The following is a 17,887-nucleotide window of genomic DNA, read 5'->3' as shown; positions in this document are numbered from 1 at the left end:
GCTGTTCGATGTACGTTCTGGCAGGGAGGGTGACGTTGATGGCCGGTGGCTTCCAGCGGATCACGATGTCGGACCAGGACCCGACCCCGTTCGGCAGGGTGCTGCTGGCCGGGGAGGTCTCCGATGCCGAGCCGCTGGTGCCCGGGCCACTGCACGCGCTCCCCGGCACGGTCATCTCGCTGGTCACGGCCGGCACCGGCTTCTACCGGCACGCCGATCTGCGCACCGAACCGATCGCCGGGCCTTCGCTCACGGTGGTGCTGCCGGGCGAGCAGCATTGGTACGGGACCCGCCCCGGTGAGCGCTGGAGCGAATGGTTCGCCGTCGTCGAAGGGCCGGCGTTCGACCTCGTACGGCAGACCGGCCGGCTCACCTGGTCCGGTCCGCGGCCGCTCCCGCGGGGTGTCCGGTCGGCCGATCTGGCGCTGCTGCTCCGTAACGCGCCGCCGCGGTCGGGGGCCGAGCAGCAGATCTGGGCGCTGGCGTCCTGGCTGTCCGATGCGCTCGCTCCGTCCGTCGACGACGAGACGGCGCTCTGGGACCGGGCGGCGCGACTGCTCGGCGAGGACCTGCCACGCCAGCTGGAGATGCGCGACGTCGCGGCCCGGCTCGACCTCGAGTACGACCGGTTCCGGCGGACGTTCCGGGAGCGCTTCGGCCGGTCGCCGCTGGCGTTCCGCAACGACCGGCGCCTCGAGGTCGCGGCAACCCTGTTGCGGGCGACCAATCTGACCTGCCGGGAGATCGCCCGGCGGATCGGCTTCTCCGACGAGTTCCACCTCTCCCGGCGGTTCCGCGGCCGGTACGGCGTACCGCCGACCGGCTACCGGACGGTGAGCGGTCCGGACCGCTGATCCGGCCCGACTTTCGTGCCAGTGGGAAGACAGTGAGGTGTCAGTGCTGTTGGACATCCTGGGGAGTGTGAACGAGGGAGGTCCGGGGATGGGGCGCACGGAGGAGTGGGAGCGGGAGCTGGTCGCGGGGGTCGAGGTCTCGACGACCGGGGCCGGGCCCGGGGTGGTGGTGATTCCGGGCAACAATCGGCGATCGCACCACTACGAGCAGTTGGCGCGCGGGCTGGCGGGGGCGAATACCGTGCATGTGATCGAGCGGCGCGGGCGTGGGGCGAGCGCGGCGCGCGGTCCGACGTACAGCATCGAGACCGAAGCCGACGATGTGCTTGCGGTCCTCGAACACACCGGTGCACGCGTGGTGTTCGGGCACAGCTACGGCGGGTTGATCGCCTTGCACGTGGGGTTGCGGCAGTCCCTGGATGAGCTGATCGCGTATGAGCCGGGCGTGAGCATCGGCGGGTCCTTCGACGGCGGCTGGCTGGCGGACTTCACCCGGCAGCTCGGTGCTGGGCAGCGCGTCGGCGCGATGACGACCTTCCTCAAAGGCACGGACCTGTTGCGGTTCCGGTCCGCTCCGTTGCTCTGGGCAATCTCTTTCCTGATGCTGCGCGGCGCCGGCGGGCGCGAGACCCGCGACCTGATGCCGACGACCCCGGCCGAGATCGGCGAGATCGTCCGCCTGGACTCCGACGGCAGCCGGTACGCCGGGATCGCGTCGCGGACCCTTCTCCTCGGTGGTGAGAAGTCGCCCGCGTACCTGACCGGCGTGATCCCCCGCCTCGCAGGAATCCTGCCGAACGCGGAGTACCGGATCCTGCCCGGCCTCGACCACAACGCGCCGGACGAGAGCGCGCCCGACACGATCGCCCAGCAACTCCGCCTGCACCTGGTCCGCGCCGAGCGCCGCGCGCTGGACCACCAGCGCAGCGCGATCAGGTCGTCCGACAGGGCGCGGAGGCGGTCGCGGGCATCGGCGCCGTATGCCTGGTCGTTGGCGCGGGACTCACGGAGGCCGTTGAAGTAGCGGCCGGTCGGGAGGTTCGGGGCGGTGATCAGAATCGTCTGCACGACCTCCGTCGTGCGTCGCTGCCGGGCACGCGTCAGCGGAGTGGGCGGAAGGTGCGGCGGAGGTCGGTGGTCCACTCGTCCGGGGCCTCCCACGGGATGAAGTGGCCGCCGCTCGGGTGGGCTGTGACGTTCGTGTGGTTGTACCAGGCGGCGCGGTCGCTCGCGAGGAAGTTCTGCACGCGCTCCTCGGGAGTAGTGACGCCGGGCGGGTTCTCGTAGCCGACGAAGGTGATGCCGGTCGGGGCCTCGACCGCCGGCGTGCGGTCGTGGGACGACGTCCACGGGTAGCGGTTGTTGTTCGCGTAGGTGCGGATCGAGGTGTCGATCGCGTCGCCGGCCCAGAAGATCGTCGCGTGCGTGAGCAGGTCGTCGTCGGTGAACGCGTCGTCGCCCTCGGACCAGCTCAGCCAGCGTTCCATGATCCAGGCCAGCATGCCGGCGGGGGAGTCGGCGAGGCCGAAGCCGAGCGTCGTCGGGTGCAGCACGTGCGCCGCGAGATGCGCGGCGAAGCGGCGCTCGAACCGGACGATGCCGTCGTGGATCTCCGGCGGCAGCCCCGGCGGGATCGGCCGGCCGCCGCTCAGGTCCCACCCGCGGTCACCGTTGAAGAAATCGAGTTTCAGCGCCGACCCGATGTGGATCCCGTACAGCTCGTCGGCGTACTTGTGGCCGAGCTGCCCGGTCACCAGTGCGCCGACGTCGCAGCCGGCCGCGGCGTACTTCGGGAAGCCGAGGACGCCGGTCATCAGCTCGTGCCAGACGTCGGCGATCTTCCAGAAGTTCATGTCCGGCCGGGTCGGCGTCGAGAAGCCGAATCCCGGCAGCGACGGGACGATCACGTCGAACGCGTCGGCCGGGTCACCGCCGTACGCCGCGGGGTCGGCGAGCGGGTCGATCACCTTCGACCAGTGCCAGAACGTCCACGGCCAGCCGTGGCTCAGGATCAGCGGGACCGGCCGCGGGCCGACGCCCGGCCGGCGCAGGAAGTGCACCGGTACGTCGCCGACGTCGACGCGGAAATGCTCGTACGCGTTGATCTTCCGCTCCGCCGCACGCCAGTCGAAACCGTCCGCCCAGTACTCGACGAGCGGCTGCAGCCGGGTCCGTCGTACGCCGTAGAAGCCGTCGTCGTTCCCGGCGTCGCACGGCCACTTCGTCGCGCGCAGCCGGCGGCGGAGGTCGGCGAGGACGTCATCGGATACGGCGACGGGCGTGGGAATCATGCGGGGTCCTCCGCGAGGTCGGTCAGGCGGTGCAATACGTCGATCGAGCCCGCGAGGACCGCGCGCTCGTCGGGGGTGAGCCGCGCGACCAGGGCGGCCAGTTTCTCGACCCGGTTCGCGTGGCGGGACCGGACGAGGTCCCGGCCGGTGCGGGTCAGCGACAGCAGGCTGGCGCGGCCGTCGGCGGGGTCGGGACGGCGCTGGAGGAGGCCGTCCTGCTCCAGCTTCGCGACCAGGCTGGTCAGGGCGGGCTGCTTCAGCTGCTCCGTCGCCAGCAGGTCGGTGAGCCGCAGCGGGCCGCGCCGGCCGAGTGTGTGCAGGACGGACAGGGCTGAGAAGTTCAGCCGCCGCACCGAGGGCAGCCGGATGAAGATCGTGTTGAAGTCCTCGATGACCGTGGTCAAGCGGTCGACGTCCAGGTCGGGCACGGACGCGACTATATCAAAAATCGATATACTTCAGTGGCTGAGGGCAACTCCGACCGCGAACGTGGTGTTACCCGACTTGAACGCGAGAACCGCCGCGTCGGCGCTGTCCGGGAGATGGCCCTTGAACGTGATCGTGCCGTGTTCCGTACCGCCGGCCGCGATCCGGCTCGGCCACGCGCTCTTGCCGGGGTCGGCGCGCAGGGCGGTGCCGTCGGCGGCGGTGAACGTCGTACCGTCGATCGGGATCTTGACCGCCTCCTTGGCGGAGCTGGTCAGCTTGACCTCGACGCGGGTGAAATGGCTCGTGTACGTGACGTTCTCGACCGTGATCGTGACGTCGGTGCCGGCCTTCGCGACCGGCTTGACCAGACGGTCCTCGCCGGACTCGTTGCCGGTCAGGTAGCCGCCGACGTACTCCGCACCGGCCGAGAGCGCGAACCCGCCGACGCCGACGCCGACGAGCACCACCGCGATCGCAACCAGCACCGACACGTCCAGGCGCCCTGCGCGGCGATCCGTAGGTGTGGCGGCGTCGATCAGCGCGAGCACCATCGCCACGACGAGCGCAATCCCCGGCGGCACGAGCCACCGCAGCGCTCCACCCGGTCCGTCGGCAAGGAACGTGACGACAAGATTCACGACAATGCCGAGCCCGACAATCCCACCAGCCACAACCAGCAACCGCGCCAGCCGCACACTCCCCACGGCGTCGCCCGTGACGTCATCCACCCCCGGCAACCGCTGCGCACCACCTGAACGCCCACCCGAACGCCGCCCACCACGCCCCGACACATACCCGCCCGAGCCGCCCGAGCCGTATTCGTCCGAGCCCTCCGCGCCATGACCACCGGAGCCGTATTCGTCTGAGCTGTAGCCGTCTGAGCTGTAGCCGACCGGGCTGTCCACGCCAGCGCCGCCTACGCCCGCGCCGCCCGCGCCGTATTCACCCGAGCCGTCCGCGCCGTACCCGCCCGAGCGGTCCACGCCTTGGCCGTCCGCGCCGTACCCGCCCGAGCGGTCCACGCCTTGGCCGGCCGCGCCGTACCCGCCCGAGCGGTCCACGCCTTGGCCGGCCGCGCCGTACCCGCCCGAGCCGTCCATGCCGTACCCGTCTGAGCCGTCCACGCCGTACCCGTTCGAGCCGTAGCCGTCTGCGTCTGGCTGGGCGGCACTCGCCCGGCGGTCCCGGCGCGAGCCGCGTCGGTCGGCACCCGTACGCCGGTCCGCGCCTGTTCGCGGGTCTCCGCCGGTTCGTGCGTCGGCCCCGGTCCGGCGGTCGACGGTGGGCGGGGTGGGGTCGGGCCAGCTGGCCGACTCGTTCCAGTTCGGCTCGGCATGCGCGATCTGCCCGGAAACCTCCGACGGCGACCGCACCGGCTCCGCAACATCCGCAGACGGATAAGCCGCCCAAGACCCTCCGTCAGCCGCCCGCTCGAACCCAGGAACCACCCCCGCAGCCCCATACTCCTCCGCATCCCCCACCCGCCCCCGCCCGAACGGGCTTACTCCACGCGCCTGCTCCGCTTCCGGGGAGGTGCTGCCGCCACGTGCCTGCTCCGGGAACGGGCTGCCGTCGGGGGCTTGCTCCGACCGTGCGAACGGGCTCTCGCCATGTGCCTGCTCCGACCCCGGGAACGCGCTGTCGCCAGGGGCCTGCTGCGACTGCGCGAACGGGCTTGCGCCACGCGCCTGCTCTGCGTCCGGGAAAGGGCTGCCGCCACGTGCCTGCTCCGGCTCCGGGAACGAGCCGCCGCCGGGGGCTTGCTCCGGCTGCGTGAACGGGCTTGCGTTACGCGCGCGTTCCGCGTCCGGGAATGTGTCCGGCGCTTGGTGCGGCTCCGGGGACGGGGCGCCGCCACGCGCCTGCTCTGCTTGCCCGAGTTGGCTGCCGGCGCGGGGCTGGTCCGCCTCTGGGAACGGGTCGGCCTGGTCTGGCTGTGCGAACGGGGTGCTGTTGGGCGGCTGTTCGTCGGCGGGCGGTGTGAGGGCGGCGCCGTACTCGTTCTGGGAAGGCGGTTCGGGTGCCGGGGGCGCGGGTGGTGCGGGTACTGGGGTCGCCAGGGTGGGTGGGGCCTGCGGGGTGGGGGCGGGGGTGGTGGATTTGGTGAAGGTCAGGACTGAGCGGCCGATGTGGATGCGGTCGCCGGTGCTCAGGGGGGTGGGGGTGGTGAGGCGGCGGCCGTTGAGGCCGGTGCCGTTGCGGGACTCGTCGTGGAGGGTCCAGGTGGTGCCGTCGCGGTTGAGGCGGGCGTGGATGCGGGAGATCTGGTCGTCGGCCTGCAGCCGGATGTCGGCGTTCGAGGCGCGGCCGATGGTGATCGTGTCGGTCCCGGCCGGCAGTGTCCACTGCTGCTCACCGAGCGACAGCACGAATTCGGTTTCCACTCACACCCCAGCCGGCGTCGTCTGATCGCGATCGGTCGCGCCGCCGGCGCGTCGCACCCCGCGGCAGCCATCCCGTCGGCGCGATTCTGCCATTCGCATCCGCCGCAGACCACCGCCAGCCCCACCCCAGCACCCTCCGCGACAGACCCCTCACGCAATCCCCGCCGGCCGGCCCGGGTCGTGATGATTCTCAGATTGGGGCGGGTTTGTCAGCGCTTGGTAGCGATGACAACGCGGTCAGTTGTCATCGGCGTGCCAACGGCACGACAGCGCCTTGCCCGGCCGCGGTGGCGGACATAGTGTCCCTCCGCGCGATTCATCGGGGCTGGATGGAACGGGGTCCTCCACCAAGCCGGTCGATGAGTAGGCCGGAGGTTCCAGCCGGAGTGGTGCACCGACTGCAGTCCGGCGAGGCGCAACCCGCCCAGCACCGCATCGTGAAGGGACCACATCCATGGTCTTGTTCCAGCGTTCCCGCAAACCTGCTGTCGTCCTGGGGCTGACCGGCCTCGCGGCGGCGGCACTCGCCGGGCTCGGCTCGTCAGCCGCCGGCGCGGCCCCCAGTGCGGCACCCCCGCCACGGCCGACCCAGGCGGAGTCCAAGGCGTTCGCGGCCGGCTCCGCGTCCTCGCTGGTGGCCGGGCGTCCGAGCGCCCTGCACGCCTCGAAGGACGACAAGTTCGTCGCGAAGCCGGTGATCTCGGAGCAGAGCGGTCTGCAGTACGTCCCGTACGAGCGGTCGTACAAGGGCCTCCCGGTCGTCGGCGGCGACTTCGTCGTGGTCACGGACGCGAAGGGGGCCGTGAAGTACACCTCGGTCGCGCAGACCACCGCCGTACCGGAGCTGTCCACGACCGCGACGGTGGCCCCCGCGGCCGCGCAGAAGACGGCGAACAAGCAGCTGAAGCAGGTCACCGGCTCGACCACGCCGACGCTCGCGGTCTACGCCCTCAACGGCACGCCTAAGCTCGCCTGGCAGTCGCGCGTCACCGGCAGCAACGGCCACGAGCCGTCGAGCCTGTCGGTGTACGTCGACGCGCAGAGCGGCAAGGTGCTCGGCACCAAGGAACACGTGCTGGCCGGCAACGGTACGGCGGTCTACAGCGGCCCCAACCCGGTGCACCTGGACACCACCCTGTCCGGCAGCACGTACTCGATGAAGGACCCCGCCACCACCAACCTGTCCTGCCAGGACTCGGCGAACAACACCACGTTCTCCGGCCCGGACGACAACTGGGGCAACGGGACGGCGACCAACAAGGAGACCGGCTGCGTCGACGCGCTGTTCGCCGCCCAGACCGAGAAGAAGATGCTGACCGACTGGCTCGGCCGCAACGGGATGGACGGTAGCGGCGGCGCCTGGCCGATCCGCGTCGGTCTGAACGACCAGAACGCGTACTACGACGGCACGCAGGTCCAGATCGGCAAGAACACCGCCGGCGGCTGGATCGGTTCGCTGGACGTCGTGGCGCACGAGATGGGTCACGGTATCGACGACCACACGCCGGGCGGGATCTCCGGCAGCGGGACGCAGGAGTTCGTCGCGGACACCTTCGGCGCGGCGACCGAGTACTACAGCAACCAGGCCTCCCAGTACGACCCGCCGGACTTCCTGGTCGGCGAAGAGGTCAACCTGGTCGGCCAGGGCCCGATCCGCAACATGTACAACCCGTCCGCGCTGGGTGACCCGAACTGCTACTCGAGCTCGATCCCGGGCACCGAGGTGCACGCGGCGGCCGGTCCGGGCAACCACTGGTTCTACCTGCTCTCGCAGGGCAGCAACGGCTCCCCGTCGAGCCCGACCTGCAACAGCTCGACCGTGACCGGCATCGGCATCCAGAAGGCCATCCGGATCATGTACAACGCGATGCTGATGAAGACCAGCAGCAGCTCGTACCTGAAGTACCGGACCTGGACGCTGACCGCGGCCAAGAACCTGTACCCGGGTAGCTGCGCCGAGTTCAACACCGTGAAGGCGGCCTGGGACGCGGTCAGCGTTCCGGCGCAGACGGCCGACCCGACCTGCTCCACCTCCGGAGGCGTCACGGTCACCAACCCGGGCAACAAGAGCGGCACGGTCGGCACCGCGATCTCGCCGTTCACGATGACCGCGTCCGGCGGCACCGCGCCGTACACCTGGTCCGCGACCGGTCTGCCGGCCGGCATCACGATCGGCTCGTCCACCGGCACCGTGTCGGGTACGCCGACCGCGAGCGGCACGTTCAACGTCACCGTCACGGCGACCGCGAGCGCGGGCGGATCCGGCAACACCTCGTTCACGTTCACGATCGGCGGCACCGGCGGCTGCTCCGGCCAGAAGCTCGGCAACCCCGGCTTCGAGACCGGTACGGCGTCCCCGTGGTCGGCGTCGGCGGGCGTGATCGACAACACGGCCTCCCAGCCGGCCCGTAGCGGCACCTGGAAGGCGTGGCTGGACGGCTACGGCACGACCCACACCGACACCCTGAGCCAGTCGGTGGCGATCCCGGCCGGGTGCAGCGCGACGCTGTCGTTCTACCTGCACATCGACTCCGCCGAGACCACCACGACCACGCAGTACGACAAGCTCACGGTGAAGGCGGGCTCGACCACGCTGGCGACGTACTCGAACCTGAACAAGGCGAGCGGATACTCGCTCAAGTCGTTCAACCTCTCGTCGTTCGCCGGCCAGACGGTGACCATCAGCTTCACGGGCACCGAGGACATCTCGCTGCAGACCTCGTTCGTCATCGACGACACGGGTCTCAACCTGAGCTGACCCGCTAGCTGAATCGGCCGCCGTACCCGGGCGAGGGGTGCGGCGGCCGGTTCATGTCTCAGCCGAGCGTCATCCGGGGTTCGCCGTTGGCGAGGCCGGTGCCGGCGATGGAGCAGGTGCCGCCGCGGTTCTGGGTGTAGGTCTGGCGGACGCAGGAGCGCAGCGCCAGCTGGGCCCAGTAGTTCGGGTGCAGGGACTCCTGGATGTAGTAGTTCGAGCCGACGGTCGTCACCGTGCGGATCTGGTTGATCCACTCGGTCTTGTCGACGGCGGTCGGCTGCGTCCACGAGCTGAGGCCGACCTCCTCTACAGGCCGACCGTCTTCTCGCACAGCCGGCGGCCGTTGAACGCGGACTGCAGTTCGAGCAGTCGCGCGTTGGTGAGGCCGGACTGGCCGATCGCCGCGCGGACCGTGTTGTTGATCGTGACGAGGGCGGTGGCGTTGGCCCAGTCGGCGTCCGCGTTCCAGAAGCCGCAGCCGCCGACGCTCTGCCGGGTGTAGCCGGACTGGCCGTAGCGGAAGCCGCTGGACGCCGGGATCGGCGACGGGTACGTCTGGACGACCAGGCTCCACGCGCTGTCGCCGTACCCGGCGTTGCGCATCGCCGTCCGGACGTTCTGGAACGCCGTCGCGATCTTGCCGCGGACCGTCGTGATGTTGGCGGACGTGAAGTTCGCGACGACGGACGAGTCGTCCTTGCAGTAGTCGGGGTTCCAGGATGGCGAGAGCAGGAAGTCCTGCACGCACTGGGTGACGATCGACGCGAAGTTGAAGTCGTTGCCGCCGATCGAGACGACGACCTGCTTCACGTTGTGGGTCGCCGCGAAGGACTGCAGCATCTTCGCCTGACCCTGGTGGCCGGCGCCGTCGTCGTAGAAGTCGATGCCCGGCTTGAAGTAGTCGCCGGTCGAGGTCGTGGTGCGGGCACCCGAGCAGGCCAGATTCAGCCCGCCGACCCCGCCGCCGATGTACGCCTCCGCCGACAGGCTGCGGTGGCAGCGCGGGATCACCTCGGCGGTGTGGGTCGCGTTGTCGTGATAGGCGTGCGAGCCGAGGGCGTCGGCCGGCGTCTCGGAGTCGTTCGAGCTCCCGGCCCAGCGGCCGGCCTCACCCGAGATGTAGGAGTCCCCGACGGTGACGACGTACGGCGTCCCCGAACCGGGACCGTCGGCGTGCGCCGGGGGAGCGACCAGGCCGAGCCCGGTCAGGGACAGTAGGAGGATTGCTGCGGACACTCGACGACTTCGGGGTGTGATCACCGGAAGGCCTCTCTCGCCGGAGTTCAGTGATCGTTTGATCACCGACGAGATACTTCCCGGTAACAACCGTCCGCAGACTCAGCGTGCTGACATCTTTGCGCGCTGTCACCGCAGTGTCAGGGGTCAGCCCGGGAGGTTGAGCTCCTCCGGCCAGCGCTTGCTCCACCAGGCGCGCCAGCGGGCGTCCACGGCGTCGCGGTCCACATCGCGGTCGACGGCGCCGTACAGAGACAGGATCGCCATCGTGGCGCCGTCCGGCTTCCGGTCGCCGGGTGGGACGTGGCTGAGCACCAGCAGGCCGTTGCCCCAGGCATCGACCGTGAGGCCGAGCTGGTGGTCGGAGCGGTACCAGACCTCGCACTTCACCCGCTGCCCGACCAGGTCCAGCTCGAAGGCGTCGCCGGCCGGGATGCGCAGCTCGTCGACCGGGGAGACGGGACCGGTGCCCGAGTAGAACAGCGTGTGCCGGGTGTCTCCGGGGTGCCGTTCGAGGAAGAACCGGAGCTGGTGGAGGAAGGTGATCCAGCCTTCGGTGATGTCGTCGTAGTACGCGTCCCAGTCCGGGTTCGCGCCCAGCGGCGCACGGGTCAGCGTGACCCGCGACCCGCCGTCGGCCGGCTCCACGGCGAACTCGTCGCCGTTGCCGAGCCGCAGCGTCGTCCCTTCCTCGACCGCGTCGGTGAAGTAGATCAGGTCGATCTCCTGGTCGAGGCCGCCCTCGTACTCCCAGCCGTGCCAGTGCCGGATCTTGTCCTTGTTCCGCAGGGCGTCCCACACCGACGCCACCGGCGCGGCCACCGTCACCTCGATCTTCATGTCCCTCCCTCGGTACGGCGGGGTGCGGGGTGCCCGCCCGCGATCAACCGGTACGGCCGCCCGCCCTCGCTGTCGAACTCCTGGACCACCTGCTGGAGCGCGGCGGTCAACGCATCGGTGAACCGGTGGACCGCGCCCGGCTCCGCGAACCGCACTTCCGCCTCCAGCGTGAACGTCAGCAGCCGCTTGCCGTCCACGTCGGCGGCGCTCTGCATCCGCGCGACGTCCCGCACGGTCCCGGCGGCGACCTCGACGAGATGCTCGGCGGCGTACTGGTCCTGGATCTGCGTGAACGCCTGTCCCATCACCGCCGGATCGACGACCAGCGCCGCCGAGGCGCGCAGGATCCGCTCGGTGAACCCGCGCCGCGGCCGCTCCTCGACGAGCTCGACCAGGCCGGCCTTCTCCAGCTCCCGCAGGTGGTAGTTCACCCGCTGCCGCGGCAGGTCGAGCGCCGCGGCGAGCTGTGTCGCCGAGGCCGGCTCCCGCAGCAGGTCGAGCAATCGCCGACGGATCGGCGACAGCGCCATCCGCACCTTCTCGGGCTCGTCGACGTACCGCAGCATGCTTCCAATCTCCACTTGACAGAAAAATTTGTCAATAGATCGACCGGGCGGATGACACGATGCCCGCATGGGTCCGCAGTTGCCGGTGGGTACGCAGGTGGTGATCCGCGTCGCGGCACCCGACGACCAGGGCGGTACGGCGCAGCGCGGGGCGACCGGGCGGGTCGCCGGGATCACCGCCGACGGCCGCTACACGGTCCGGCTCGTCGACGGGCGGGAGACGCTGGCCCGGCGCGATCAGCTCAGCCTGCGGACGGCGTACCAGGACGAGGCGATCGAGCTGGATCAGCCGGACGGCGACCGGTTGGTGCGCGAACACACGATCTACGCGGCCGTCGTCGGGTCGCGGGCCTTCGGGCTCGACACCGACGACTCCGACACCGACACCCGCGGCGTGTACGTCGCCCCGACCGAGGCGTTCTGGTCGCTCGCGAAGCCGCCGACCCACGTCGACGGGCCCGAGCCGGAATGGTTCTCCTGGGAGATCGAGCGCTTCTGCGAGCTCGCGCTCAAGTCGAACCCGAACCTGCTCGAGGTCCTGCATTCACCACTCGTTGTCAGGCAGACACCGCTCGGCGAAGAGCTCCTGAGCCTGCGTCGCTCCTTCCTGTCCCAGCTGGCCTACCAGACGTACTCGGGCTACGTGCTCAGCCAGTTCAAGAAGCTGGAGACCGACTTCCGCCGCGACGGTGCGCCGAAGTGGAAGCACGTCATGCACCTGATCCGGCTCCTGCTGTCCGCCCGCGAGCTGTTGCTCGAAGCAACCCTCGTCGTCGACGCCGGCCCGCACCGCGAACGCCTCCTGGCAATCAAACGCGGCGAGCTGCCCTGGGAAGAGGTCGAGCACTGGCGCCTCTCCCTCCACGAGGAACTCGACAAGGCCCTGCAGCGCACGATCCTCCCGGCGACCCCGGATGTGACGCGGGTCGACGAGTGGCTGCGGTCCGTTCGGAGAAGAAGTCTCGGCGACGCGTGACAGGCGAGCCCTCGGCTACCCCGGCTGACGCCTGACCCTGGGGAAGCGGTTGCCGCAGGTGCTGTGCTGACAGCGCTGTCAGCTCTAAGCTATTTACTTAACTTCGTGAAGCATTGACAACCGGCTCGGCGGGGTAAATAGTTCCGTCCTGAAATCAATCAGAAAGCAGAGTGAATCAACAGTGTCGAACATCGAGATTCTGCAGCTCCGCGCCGGTGGCGTCAGCCTGGTGCTGGACTGCTCCGGTCCCGGCCTTCCGTCCGTGCTGCACTGGGGTGCGGACCTGGGTGAGTTGACCGAGAACGCTCTGCTGGAGCTGCGCCGCGGCGCGGGTGCGGTCCAGGACGGGAACGGCCTGGACGAGAACCGTCCGATCGGGATCGTCCCGGAGTACTCGGCCGGCTGGTTCGGCCTCCCGGGCCTGAACGGGCACCGCGACGGACAGGACTTCTCGGCGAGCTTCGAACTGAGCACCGTCGCCCGGACCGACAACACCTTGCGGATCGACGCCGCCGACGCCAAGGCCGGTCTGCGGCTGCGGCTGACCGTCGAGCTGACCGACTCCGGCCTGGTCAGGACACAGGCCGACCTGACCAACACGGGTACGACGCCGTACACGGTCGACGGGCTCTACCTCGCGCTGCCGGTCCCGACCGAGGCGACCGAACTGCTCGACATGACCGGCCGGCACATCGGCGAGCGGCACCCGCAGCGGCACGCGTTCACGCAGGGCGCGCACATCCGCGACAACCGCCGCGGCCGCACCGGCGCCGACGCGACCCTGCTGCTGCTCGCCGGTACCGAGAGCTTCGGGTTCCGCACCGGCGAGGTCTGGGGCGTGCACACCGCCTGGAGCGGCAACCACCGGTCGTACGCCGAGCGCGGCATGAGCGGGTACGGCGTGATCGGCGGCGGCGAGCTGCTGCTGCCGGGTGAAGGCCGCATCGCCCCGAACGGCACGTACAGCACCCCGTGGATCTACGGCTCGTACGGCGTCGGCCTCGACCAGGTCTCGCACCGCTTCCACGACTACCTGCGCGCCCGCCCGAACCACCCGGCGACCGAGCGCCCCGTCGTCCTCAACACCTGGGAAGCGGTCTACTTCGACCTCGACCTGGACAAGCTCAAGGCCCTCGCCGACGCGGCCCACGAGGTCGGCGCCGAGCGGTTCGTCCTGGACGACGGCTGGTTCCGCGGCCGCCGCGACGACCACGCCGGGCTCGGCGACTGGTACGTCGACGAGGAGATCTGGCCGAAGGGCCTGCACCCGCTCGTCGACCACGTGAAGAGCCTCGGCCTGCAGTTCGGGCTCTGGGTCGAGCCGGAGATGGTGAACCCGGACTCCGACCTGGCCCGCGAGCACCCGGACTGGATCCTCGCCGCCGGCGACCGGATGCCGCCGACCGCCCGCCACCAGCAGGGCCTGAACCTCGGCGTCCCGGCGGCGTACGACTACATCCTCGAGCGGCTGGACAGCATCCTGTCCGAGTACGACATCGCGTACCTGAAGTGGGACCACAACCGCGACTTCGTCGACGGCGGCAACCAGCACACCGGTACGGCGGGCATCCACGAGCAGACCCTGGCGGTGTACCGGCTGATCGACGAGCTGAAGCGCCGGCACCCGGGCCTCGAGATCGAGTCCTGCTCGTCCGGCGGCGCCCGCGTCGACCTCGGCATCCTGGAGCGCACCGACCGGATCTGGGGCAGCGACAGCAACGACGCGCTCGAGCGGCAGACGATCCAGCGCTACACGCAGCTGCTGCTGCCGCCGGAGCTGATCGGTTGCCACGTCGGCCCGCCGCGGGCGCACACCACCGGCCGGACGCAGACGCTGTCGTTCCGCGCGATCACCGCGCTGTTCGGTCACTTCGGCATCGAGTGGGACATCGCGTCGGCCAGCGCCGAGGAGCGCGCCGAGCTCAAGGGCTGGGTCGCGCTGCACAAGGAGCTGCGGCCGTTGCTGCACTCCGGTCGTGTGGTGCGCGCCGACCGCGGCCCGGAGGACGTGCTGGTGCACGGCGTCGTCGCGCAGGACGCTGCCCGTGCGGTGTTCAGCGTCGTCCAGACGAAGCAGTCGGTGACCTCGGCCGTCGGCCGGGTGCGCCTGCCCGGGCTCGACCCCGCCCGGACGTACCGGATCAGCAAGGTGGCGACACCCGGACCCGAGTCGCGGTCCACGGCCTGGTCGGCCGACGGTGGAAGCGTGGAACTGAACGGCGCCGCCCTCGCCTCGGTCGGTGTGCTGATGCCGGCGCAGTGGCCCGAGAGCGCGATCTTGCTGGACGTGACAGCGATCGGGTAAGCCCGCCCGATCGCCGGACCAGAGAAGGAGATCCCCCGTGACCGCGACCACCAACGCTCCACCTACCAGGAAACGAAGTCACGGGGAACAGGCGGCGCCGCCGGGGAGGCGGCGCAGCCTGGGCGACCTCAAGGTCGCGATGATCTTCCTCGCCCCGGCCACGCTCGGCTTCGTGGTGTTCTACATCTGGCCGACGCTGCGCGGCGCCTACCTGAGCTTCACCGAGTACAGCCTGCTGTCGGCGCCGAAGTTCAACGGGCTGGCCAACTACGAGCGGATGCTGCAGGACAGCTTCTTCTGGAACGCGCTCGTGGTCACGGTCGAGTACGTCGTGATCAACATCGGCGTGCAGACCGTGCTCGCGGTCGGGATCGCGATGGTGATGTACCGGCTGACCAAGTCGATCACGGTCCGCGCGATCATCCTGGCGCCGTACCTGGTCGCGAACGTCGTCGTCGCGCTGGTCTGGTACTGGATGCTGGACTTCCAGGTCGGCATCGTGAACCAGGGCCTCAGCTGGCTCGGGATCGACCCGGTGGCGTTCTTCGGCGACTCGCACTGGGCGATCCCGACGGTCGCCGGCATCAACGTCTGGCGGCACATGGGGTACACCGCGCTGCTGGTGTTCGCGGGGCTGCAGACGATCCCGGCGTACGTCTACGAAGCCGCCGAGGTGGACGGGTCGACCGAGTGGAAGACGTTCTGGCGGATCACGCTGCCGCTGCTGCGGCCGGTCCTGGTGATGGTCCTGGTGGTCACCATGATCGGCTCGTTCCAGATCTTCGACACGGTCGCCGTGACCACGCAGGGCGGTCCGATCAACGCGACGCGGGTCATCTACTACTACATCTACGAGCGGGCGTTCACGCGGTTCGACTTCGGCTACGCGTCCGCGATGGCGCTGGTGCTCTTCGCGATCCTCGCCGTCGTGTCCCTGGTGCAGCTGCGGCTGCTGCGGGCCAAGGAGAGTGATCTCGCATGAGGCGACAGGTGAGCGTCGGCCGTACGGTCGCCTGGGTGTTGCTGTTCATCCTGCTGATCGTCACGCTGTTCCCGTTCTACTGGATGTTGCGGACGGCCTTCTCCGACAACACCCAGCTGCCCGGTCACCCGGGCTCGCTGCTGCCGGTGGAGAGCACGCTCGGCGCGTTCAAGCGCGTGCTCGGGCTGTCCACGATCGAGGAGGCGCAGGCCCAGGGCGGCTCCGGCGCCGCGGTCAACTTCTGGCTGTACCTGCGCAACTCGTTGGTGGTGGCAACCATCACGACGGTGTGCCAGGTGTTCTTCAGCGCGATGGCGGCATACGCGTTCGCCCGGCTGCGCTGGCCCGGGCGGGACAAGGTGTTCGCGCTGTTCCTGGCCGCGCTGATGGTGCCGCCGATCTTCACCACGCTGCCCAACTTCGTGCTGATCAAGAACCTAGGGCTGCTGAACAGCTTCGCCGGCATCATCCTGCCGGGCGCGTTCATGACGCCGTTCGCGATCTTCTTCCTCCGGCAGTTCTTCCTCGGGATCAACCGGGAGCTGGAGGAGGCGGCGATGATCGACGGCGCCGGGCACCGGCGGATCTTCTTCGGGCTGATCATCCCGATGAGCGGTGCGCCGATCGCGACGCTGGCGATCCTGACCTACATCAACTCGTGGAACGACTACTTCTGGCCGCTGCTGGTCGGCCAGCAGGAGAACGTCCGGGTGCTGACGGTCGCGCTGGGCGTGTTCCGGTCCCAGACGCCGCAGGGCGGGCCGGACTGGGCCGGCCTGATGGCGGCGACGCTGATCGCGGCGCTGCCGATGATCATCCTCTTCCTGGCCTTCGCCAAGCGGATCACGAACTCCATCGGCTTCTCGGGGATCAAATGATGAATCTCTCACGAAGGACCCTGCTGAAGGCCGGACTGGCCGCGCTGGCCGTACCGTCGGTTGCCGCGTGCAACAACGGCGCGGCGGCCCGCGGCGACGGCGAGATCATCTACTGGCTGTGGGACTCGGCCCAGCTGCCGATGTACACCGAGTGCGCGAAGGTGTTCCACGAGCAGAACCCGCAGTACTCGGTGAAGATCGAGCAGTACGGCTGGAACGACTACTGGTCGAAACTGGTCACCGGGTTCATCTCCGACACCGCGCCGGATGTGTTCACCGGGCACTCCTCGAAGTACCCGCTCTTCGCGGACAAGGGGCAGGTGCTGCCGATCGACGACTACGTCAGCCGGGACAGCGTCGACCTGAGCATCTACCAGAAGGGCCTGGCGGACCGCTGGATCGGGGCCGACGGCAAGCGGTACGGCCTGCCGAAGGACTGGGACACCGAGGTCAACTTCTACAACAGCGCGTTCACCGAGGCGGCCGGGATCAGCGCCGACCAGCTCAACGCGATGACGTGGAACCCGCAGGACGGCGGCACGTTCGAGCAGATCGTCCGGCGGCTGACGGTGGACTCCAAGGGCCGCCGCGGCGACCAGCCGGGGTTCGACAAGGACAACGTCAAGGTCTACGGACTCGGGTACGGCGACGCCGGCGGCGGTGACGGTCAGACCAGCTGGAGCTGGTACGCCGCGAGCAACGGCTGGAAGTACTCCGAGGGCGAACCGTGGGGGACGAAGTTCTTCTACGGCGACCCGAAGTTCACCGAGACGATCGGGTGGTGGCGCTCGCTGATCACGAAGGGGTACATGCCGACGTACGCGCAGGCGAAGTCCGGTGTGGACGTGACCACCTCGTTCGGCGCGGGCAAGTACGCGATCACGCCGAACGGCTCCTGGATGCTCGGCACGTACGGCGGGCTGAAGCAGGTGAAGACCAAGCTCGCCCGGCTGCCGGTCGGTCCGGTCGGCAAGCGGATGTCGATGATGAACGGGCTCGCGGACACGATCTGGGCCGGGACCACCCGGCGGGACGCGTCCTGGGCGTGGGTGAAGTTCCTCGGCTCGCAGACCGCGCAGGACATCGTCGCGCAGGCCGGCGTGGTGTTCCCGGCGGTGGCGGCGAGCATGCCGGCGGCGAAGGCGGCGTTCGCGAAGAGCGGGTGGGACGTGACACCGTTCCTGGAACCGGTCGAGGCGGGTGACGTGTTCGCGTACCCGGCCAACCCGAACGCGGCCGACGTGACCGCGGTGATGACGCCGGCGATGGACGCGGTGATGTCGTTCGAGGCCGAACCGTCGTCGCTCGCGAAGGCGAACGACGAGGTGAACCAGATCCTGTCCGCGAACAGCTGAGGGTTGTCCCTGGGACGGTCTACGCCCGGGGGA

The 17,887-nt window shown here is 69.7% G+C and carries 15 protein-coding genes; 8 read left to right on the top strand and 7 right to left on the bottom strand.

The window, feature by feature from the left end:
* Nucleotides 1-8 precede the first annotated feature (8 nt).
* Both ABZW60_RS01825 and ABZW60_RS01820 read left to right on the top strand, forming a co-directional pair.
* A complete protein-coding gene (locus tag ABZW60_RS01825; RefSeq protein WP_355472988.1) occupies nucleotides 9-854 on the top strand; it encodes an AraC family transcriptional regulator in 846 nt (281 codons plus the stop codon).
* Between the two features lie 88 nt (nucleotides 855-942).
* Nucleotides 943-1,878, top strand: coding sequence for an alpha/beta hydrolase (locus ABZW60_RS01820; RefSeq protein WP_355472986.1), 936 nt, complete (start codon nucleotides 943-945; stop codon nucleotides 1,876-1,878).
* Between the two features lie 76 nt (nucleotides 1,879-1,954).
* Here ABZW60_RS01820 and ABZW60_RS01815 read toward each other — a convergent pair whose 3' ends face one another.
* The 3 genes from ABZW60_RS01815 to ABZW60_RS01805 are packed head-to-tail and all read right to left on the bottom strand — an operon-like array spanning nucleotide 1,955 to nucleotide 5,958.
* On the bottom strand, nucleotides 1,955-3,145 hold the full coding sequence (locus tag ABZW60_RS01815; protein WP_355472984.1) for an epoxide hydrolase family protein: 1,191 nt from the start codon (nucleotides 3,143-3,145) through the stop codon (nucleotides 1,955-1,957).
* Complete coding sequence (locus ABZW60_RS01810) at nucleotides 3,142-3,573, bottom strand: MarR family transcriptional regulator (protein WP_355472983.1); 432 nt, start codon at nucleotides 3,571-3,573, stop codon at nucleotides 3,142-3,144. Before ABZW60_RS01810 ends, ABZW60_RS01815 begins: the two co-directional genes overlap by 4 nt.
* 30 nt (nucleotides 3,574-3,603) lie before the next feature.
* Entirely contained in the window at nucleotides 3,604-5,958 is a 2,355-nt protein-coding gene (locus tag ABZW60_RS01805) for an FHA domain-containing protein (protein ID WP_355472981.1), read from the bottom strand.
* A gap of 454 nt (nucleotides 5,959-6,412) precedes the next feature.
* Here ABZW60_RS01805 and ABZW60_RS01800 point away from each other — a divergent pair, with 454 nt between their 5' ends.
* The gene (locus ABZW60_RS01800; protein WP_355472979.1) at nucleotides 6,413-8,716 is read left to right on the top strand and encodes a M4 family metallopeptidase; all 2,304 of its coding nucleotides are present in this window, start codon (nucleotides 6,413-6,415) and stop codon (nucleotides 8,714-8,716) included.
* A 58-nt stretch (nucleotides 8,717-8,774) separates the two neighbouring features.
* Here ABZW60_RS01800 and ABZW60_RS01795 read toward each other — a convergent pair whose 3' ends face one another.
* The 4 genes from ABZW60_RS01795 to ABZW60_RS01780 form a co-directional block, all read right to left on the bottom strand.
* Nucleotides 8,775-9,047 carry a hypothetical protein gene (locus ABZW60_RS01795; protein WP_355472978.1) on the bottom strand — a complete coding sequence of 91 codons (273 nt, stop codon included), beginning with the start codon at nucleotides 9,045-9,047 and terminating at the stop codon, nucleotides 8,775-8,777.
* The gene (locus tag ABZW60_RS01790) at nucleotides 9,023-9,952 is read right to left on the bottom strand and encodes a hypothetical protein (protein WP_355472976.1); all 930 of its coding nucleotides are present in this window, start codon (nucleotides 9,950-9,952) and stop codon (nucleotides 9,023-9,025) included. Before ABZW60_RS01790 ends, ABZW60_RS01795 begins: the two co-directional genes overlap by 25 nt.
* A 147-nt stretch (nucleotides 9,953-10,099) precedes the next feature.
* Nucleotides 10,100-10,792, bottom strand: coding sequence for a hypothetical protein (locus tag ABZW60_RS01785; RefSeq protein WP_355472974.1), 693 nt, complete (start codon nucleotides 10,790-10,792; stop codon nucleotides 10,100-10,102).
* A complete protein-coding gene (locus tag ABZW60_RS01780) occupies nucleotides 10,789-11,358 on the bottom strand; it encodes a helix-turn-helix domain-containing protein (RefSeq protein ID WP_355472972.1) in 570 nt (189 codons plus the stop codon). Before ABZW60_RS01780 ends, ABZW60_RS01785 begins: the two co-directional genes overlap by 4 nt.
* 67 nt (nucleotides 11,359-11,425) lie before the next feature.
* On the opposite strand from ABZW60_RS01780, the gene ABZW60_RS01775 reads away from it, so the two are divergent.
* The 5 genes from ABZW60_RS01775 (at nucleotide 11,426) to ABZW60_RS01755 (ending at nucleotide 17,854) form a co-directional block, all read left to right on the top strand.
* On the top strand, nucleotides 11,426-12,334 hold the full coding sequence (locus ABZW60_RS01775) for a nucleotidyltransferase domain-containing protein (protein WP_355472970.1): 909 nt from the start codon (nucleotides 11,426-11,428) through the stop codon (nucleotides 12,332-12,334).
* Between the two features lie 181 nt (nucleotides 12,335-12,515).
* Entirely contained in the window at nucleotides 12,516-14,639 is a 2,124-nt protein-coding gene (locus ABZW60_RS01770; protein WP_355472969.1) for an alpha-galactosidase, read from the top strand.
* A gap of 37 nt (nucleotides 14,640-14,676) precedes the next feature.
* Nucleotides 14,677-15,621, top strand: coding sequence for a sugar ABC transporter permease (locus ABZW60_RS01765; RefSeq protein WP_355472967.1), 945 nt, complete (start codon nucleotides 14,677-14,679; stop codon nucleotides 15,619-15,621).
* Entirely contained in the window at nucleotides 15,618-16,499 is an 882-nt protein-coding gene (locus ABZW60_RS01760; protein ID WP_355472965.1) for a carbohydrate ABC transporter permease, read from the top strand. The genes ABZW60_RS01765 and ABZW60_RS01760 overlap by 4 nt, the downstream gene beginning before the upstream one ends.
* Nucleotides 16,499-17,854 (top strand): extracellular solute-binding protein, encoded by a 1,356-nt coding sequence (locus ABZW60_RS01755; RefSeq protein WP_355472963.1) that lies wholly within the window; start codon nucleotides 16,499-16,501, stop codon nucleotides 17,852-17,854. The genes ABZW60_RS01760 and ABZW60_RS01755 overlap by 1 nt, the downstream gene beginning before the upstream one ends.
* The last annotated feature ends 33 nt before the right edge of the window (nucleotides 17,855-17,887 follow it).

It is taken from the genome of Kribbella sp. NPDC003557 (genome assembly GCF_040610805.1).
Lineage (GTDB): Bacteria > Actinomycetota > Actinomycetes > Propionibacteriales > Kribbellaceae > Kribbella.
The sequence above is the reverse complement of the archived record's forward strand: the minus strand, read 5'-3'. Positions and strand labels throughout refer to the sequence as shown.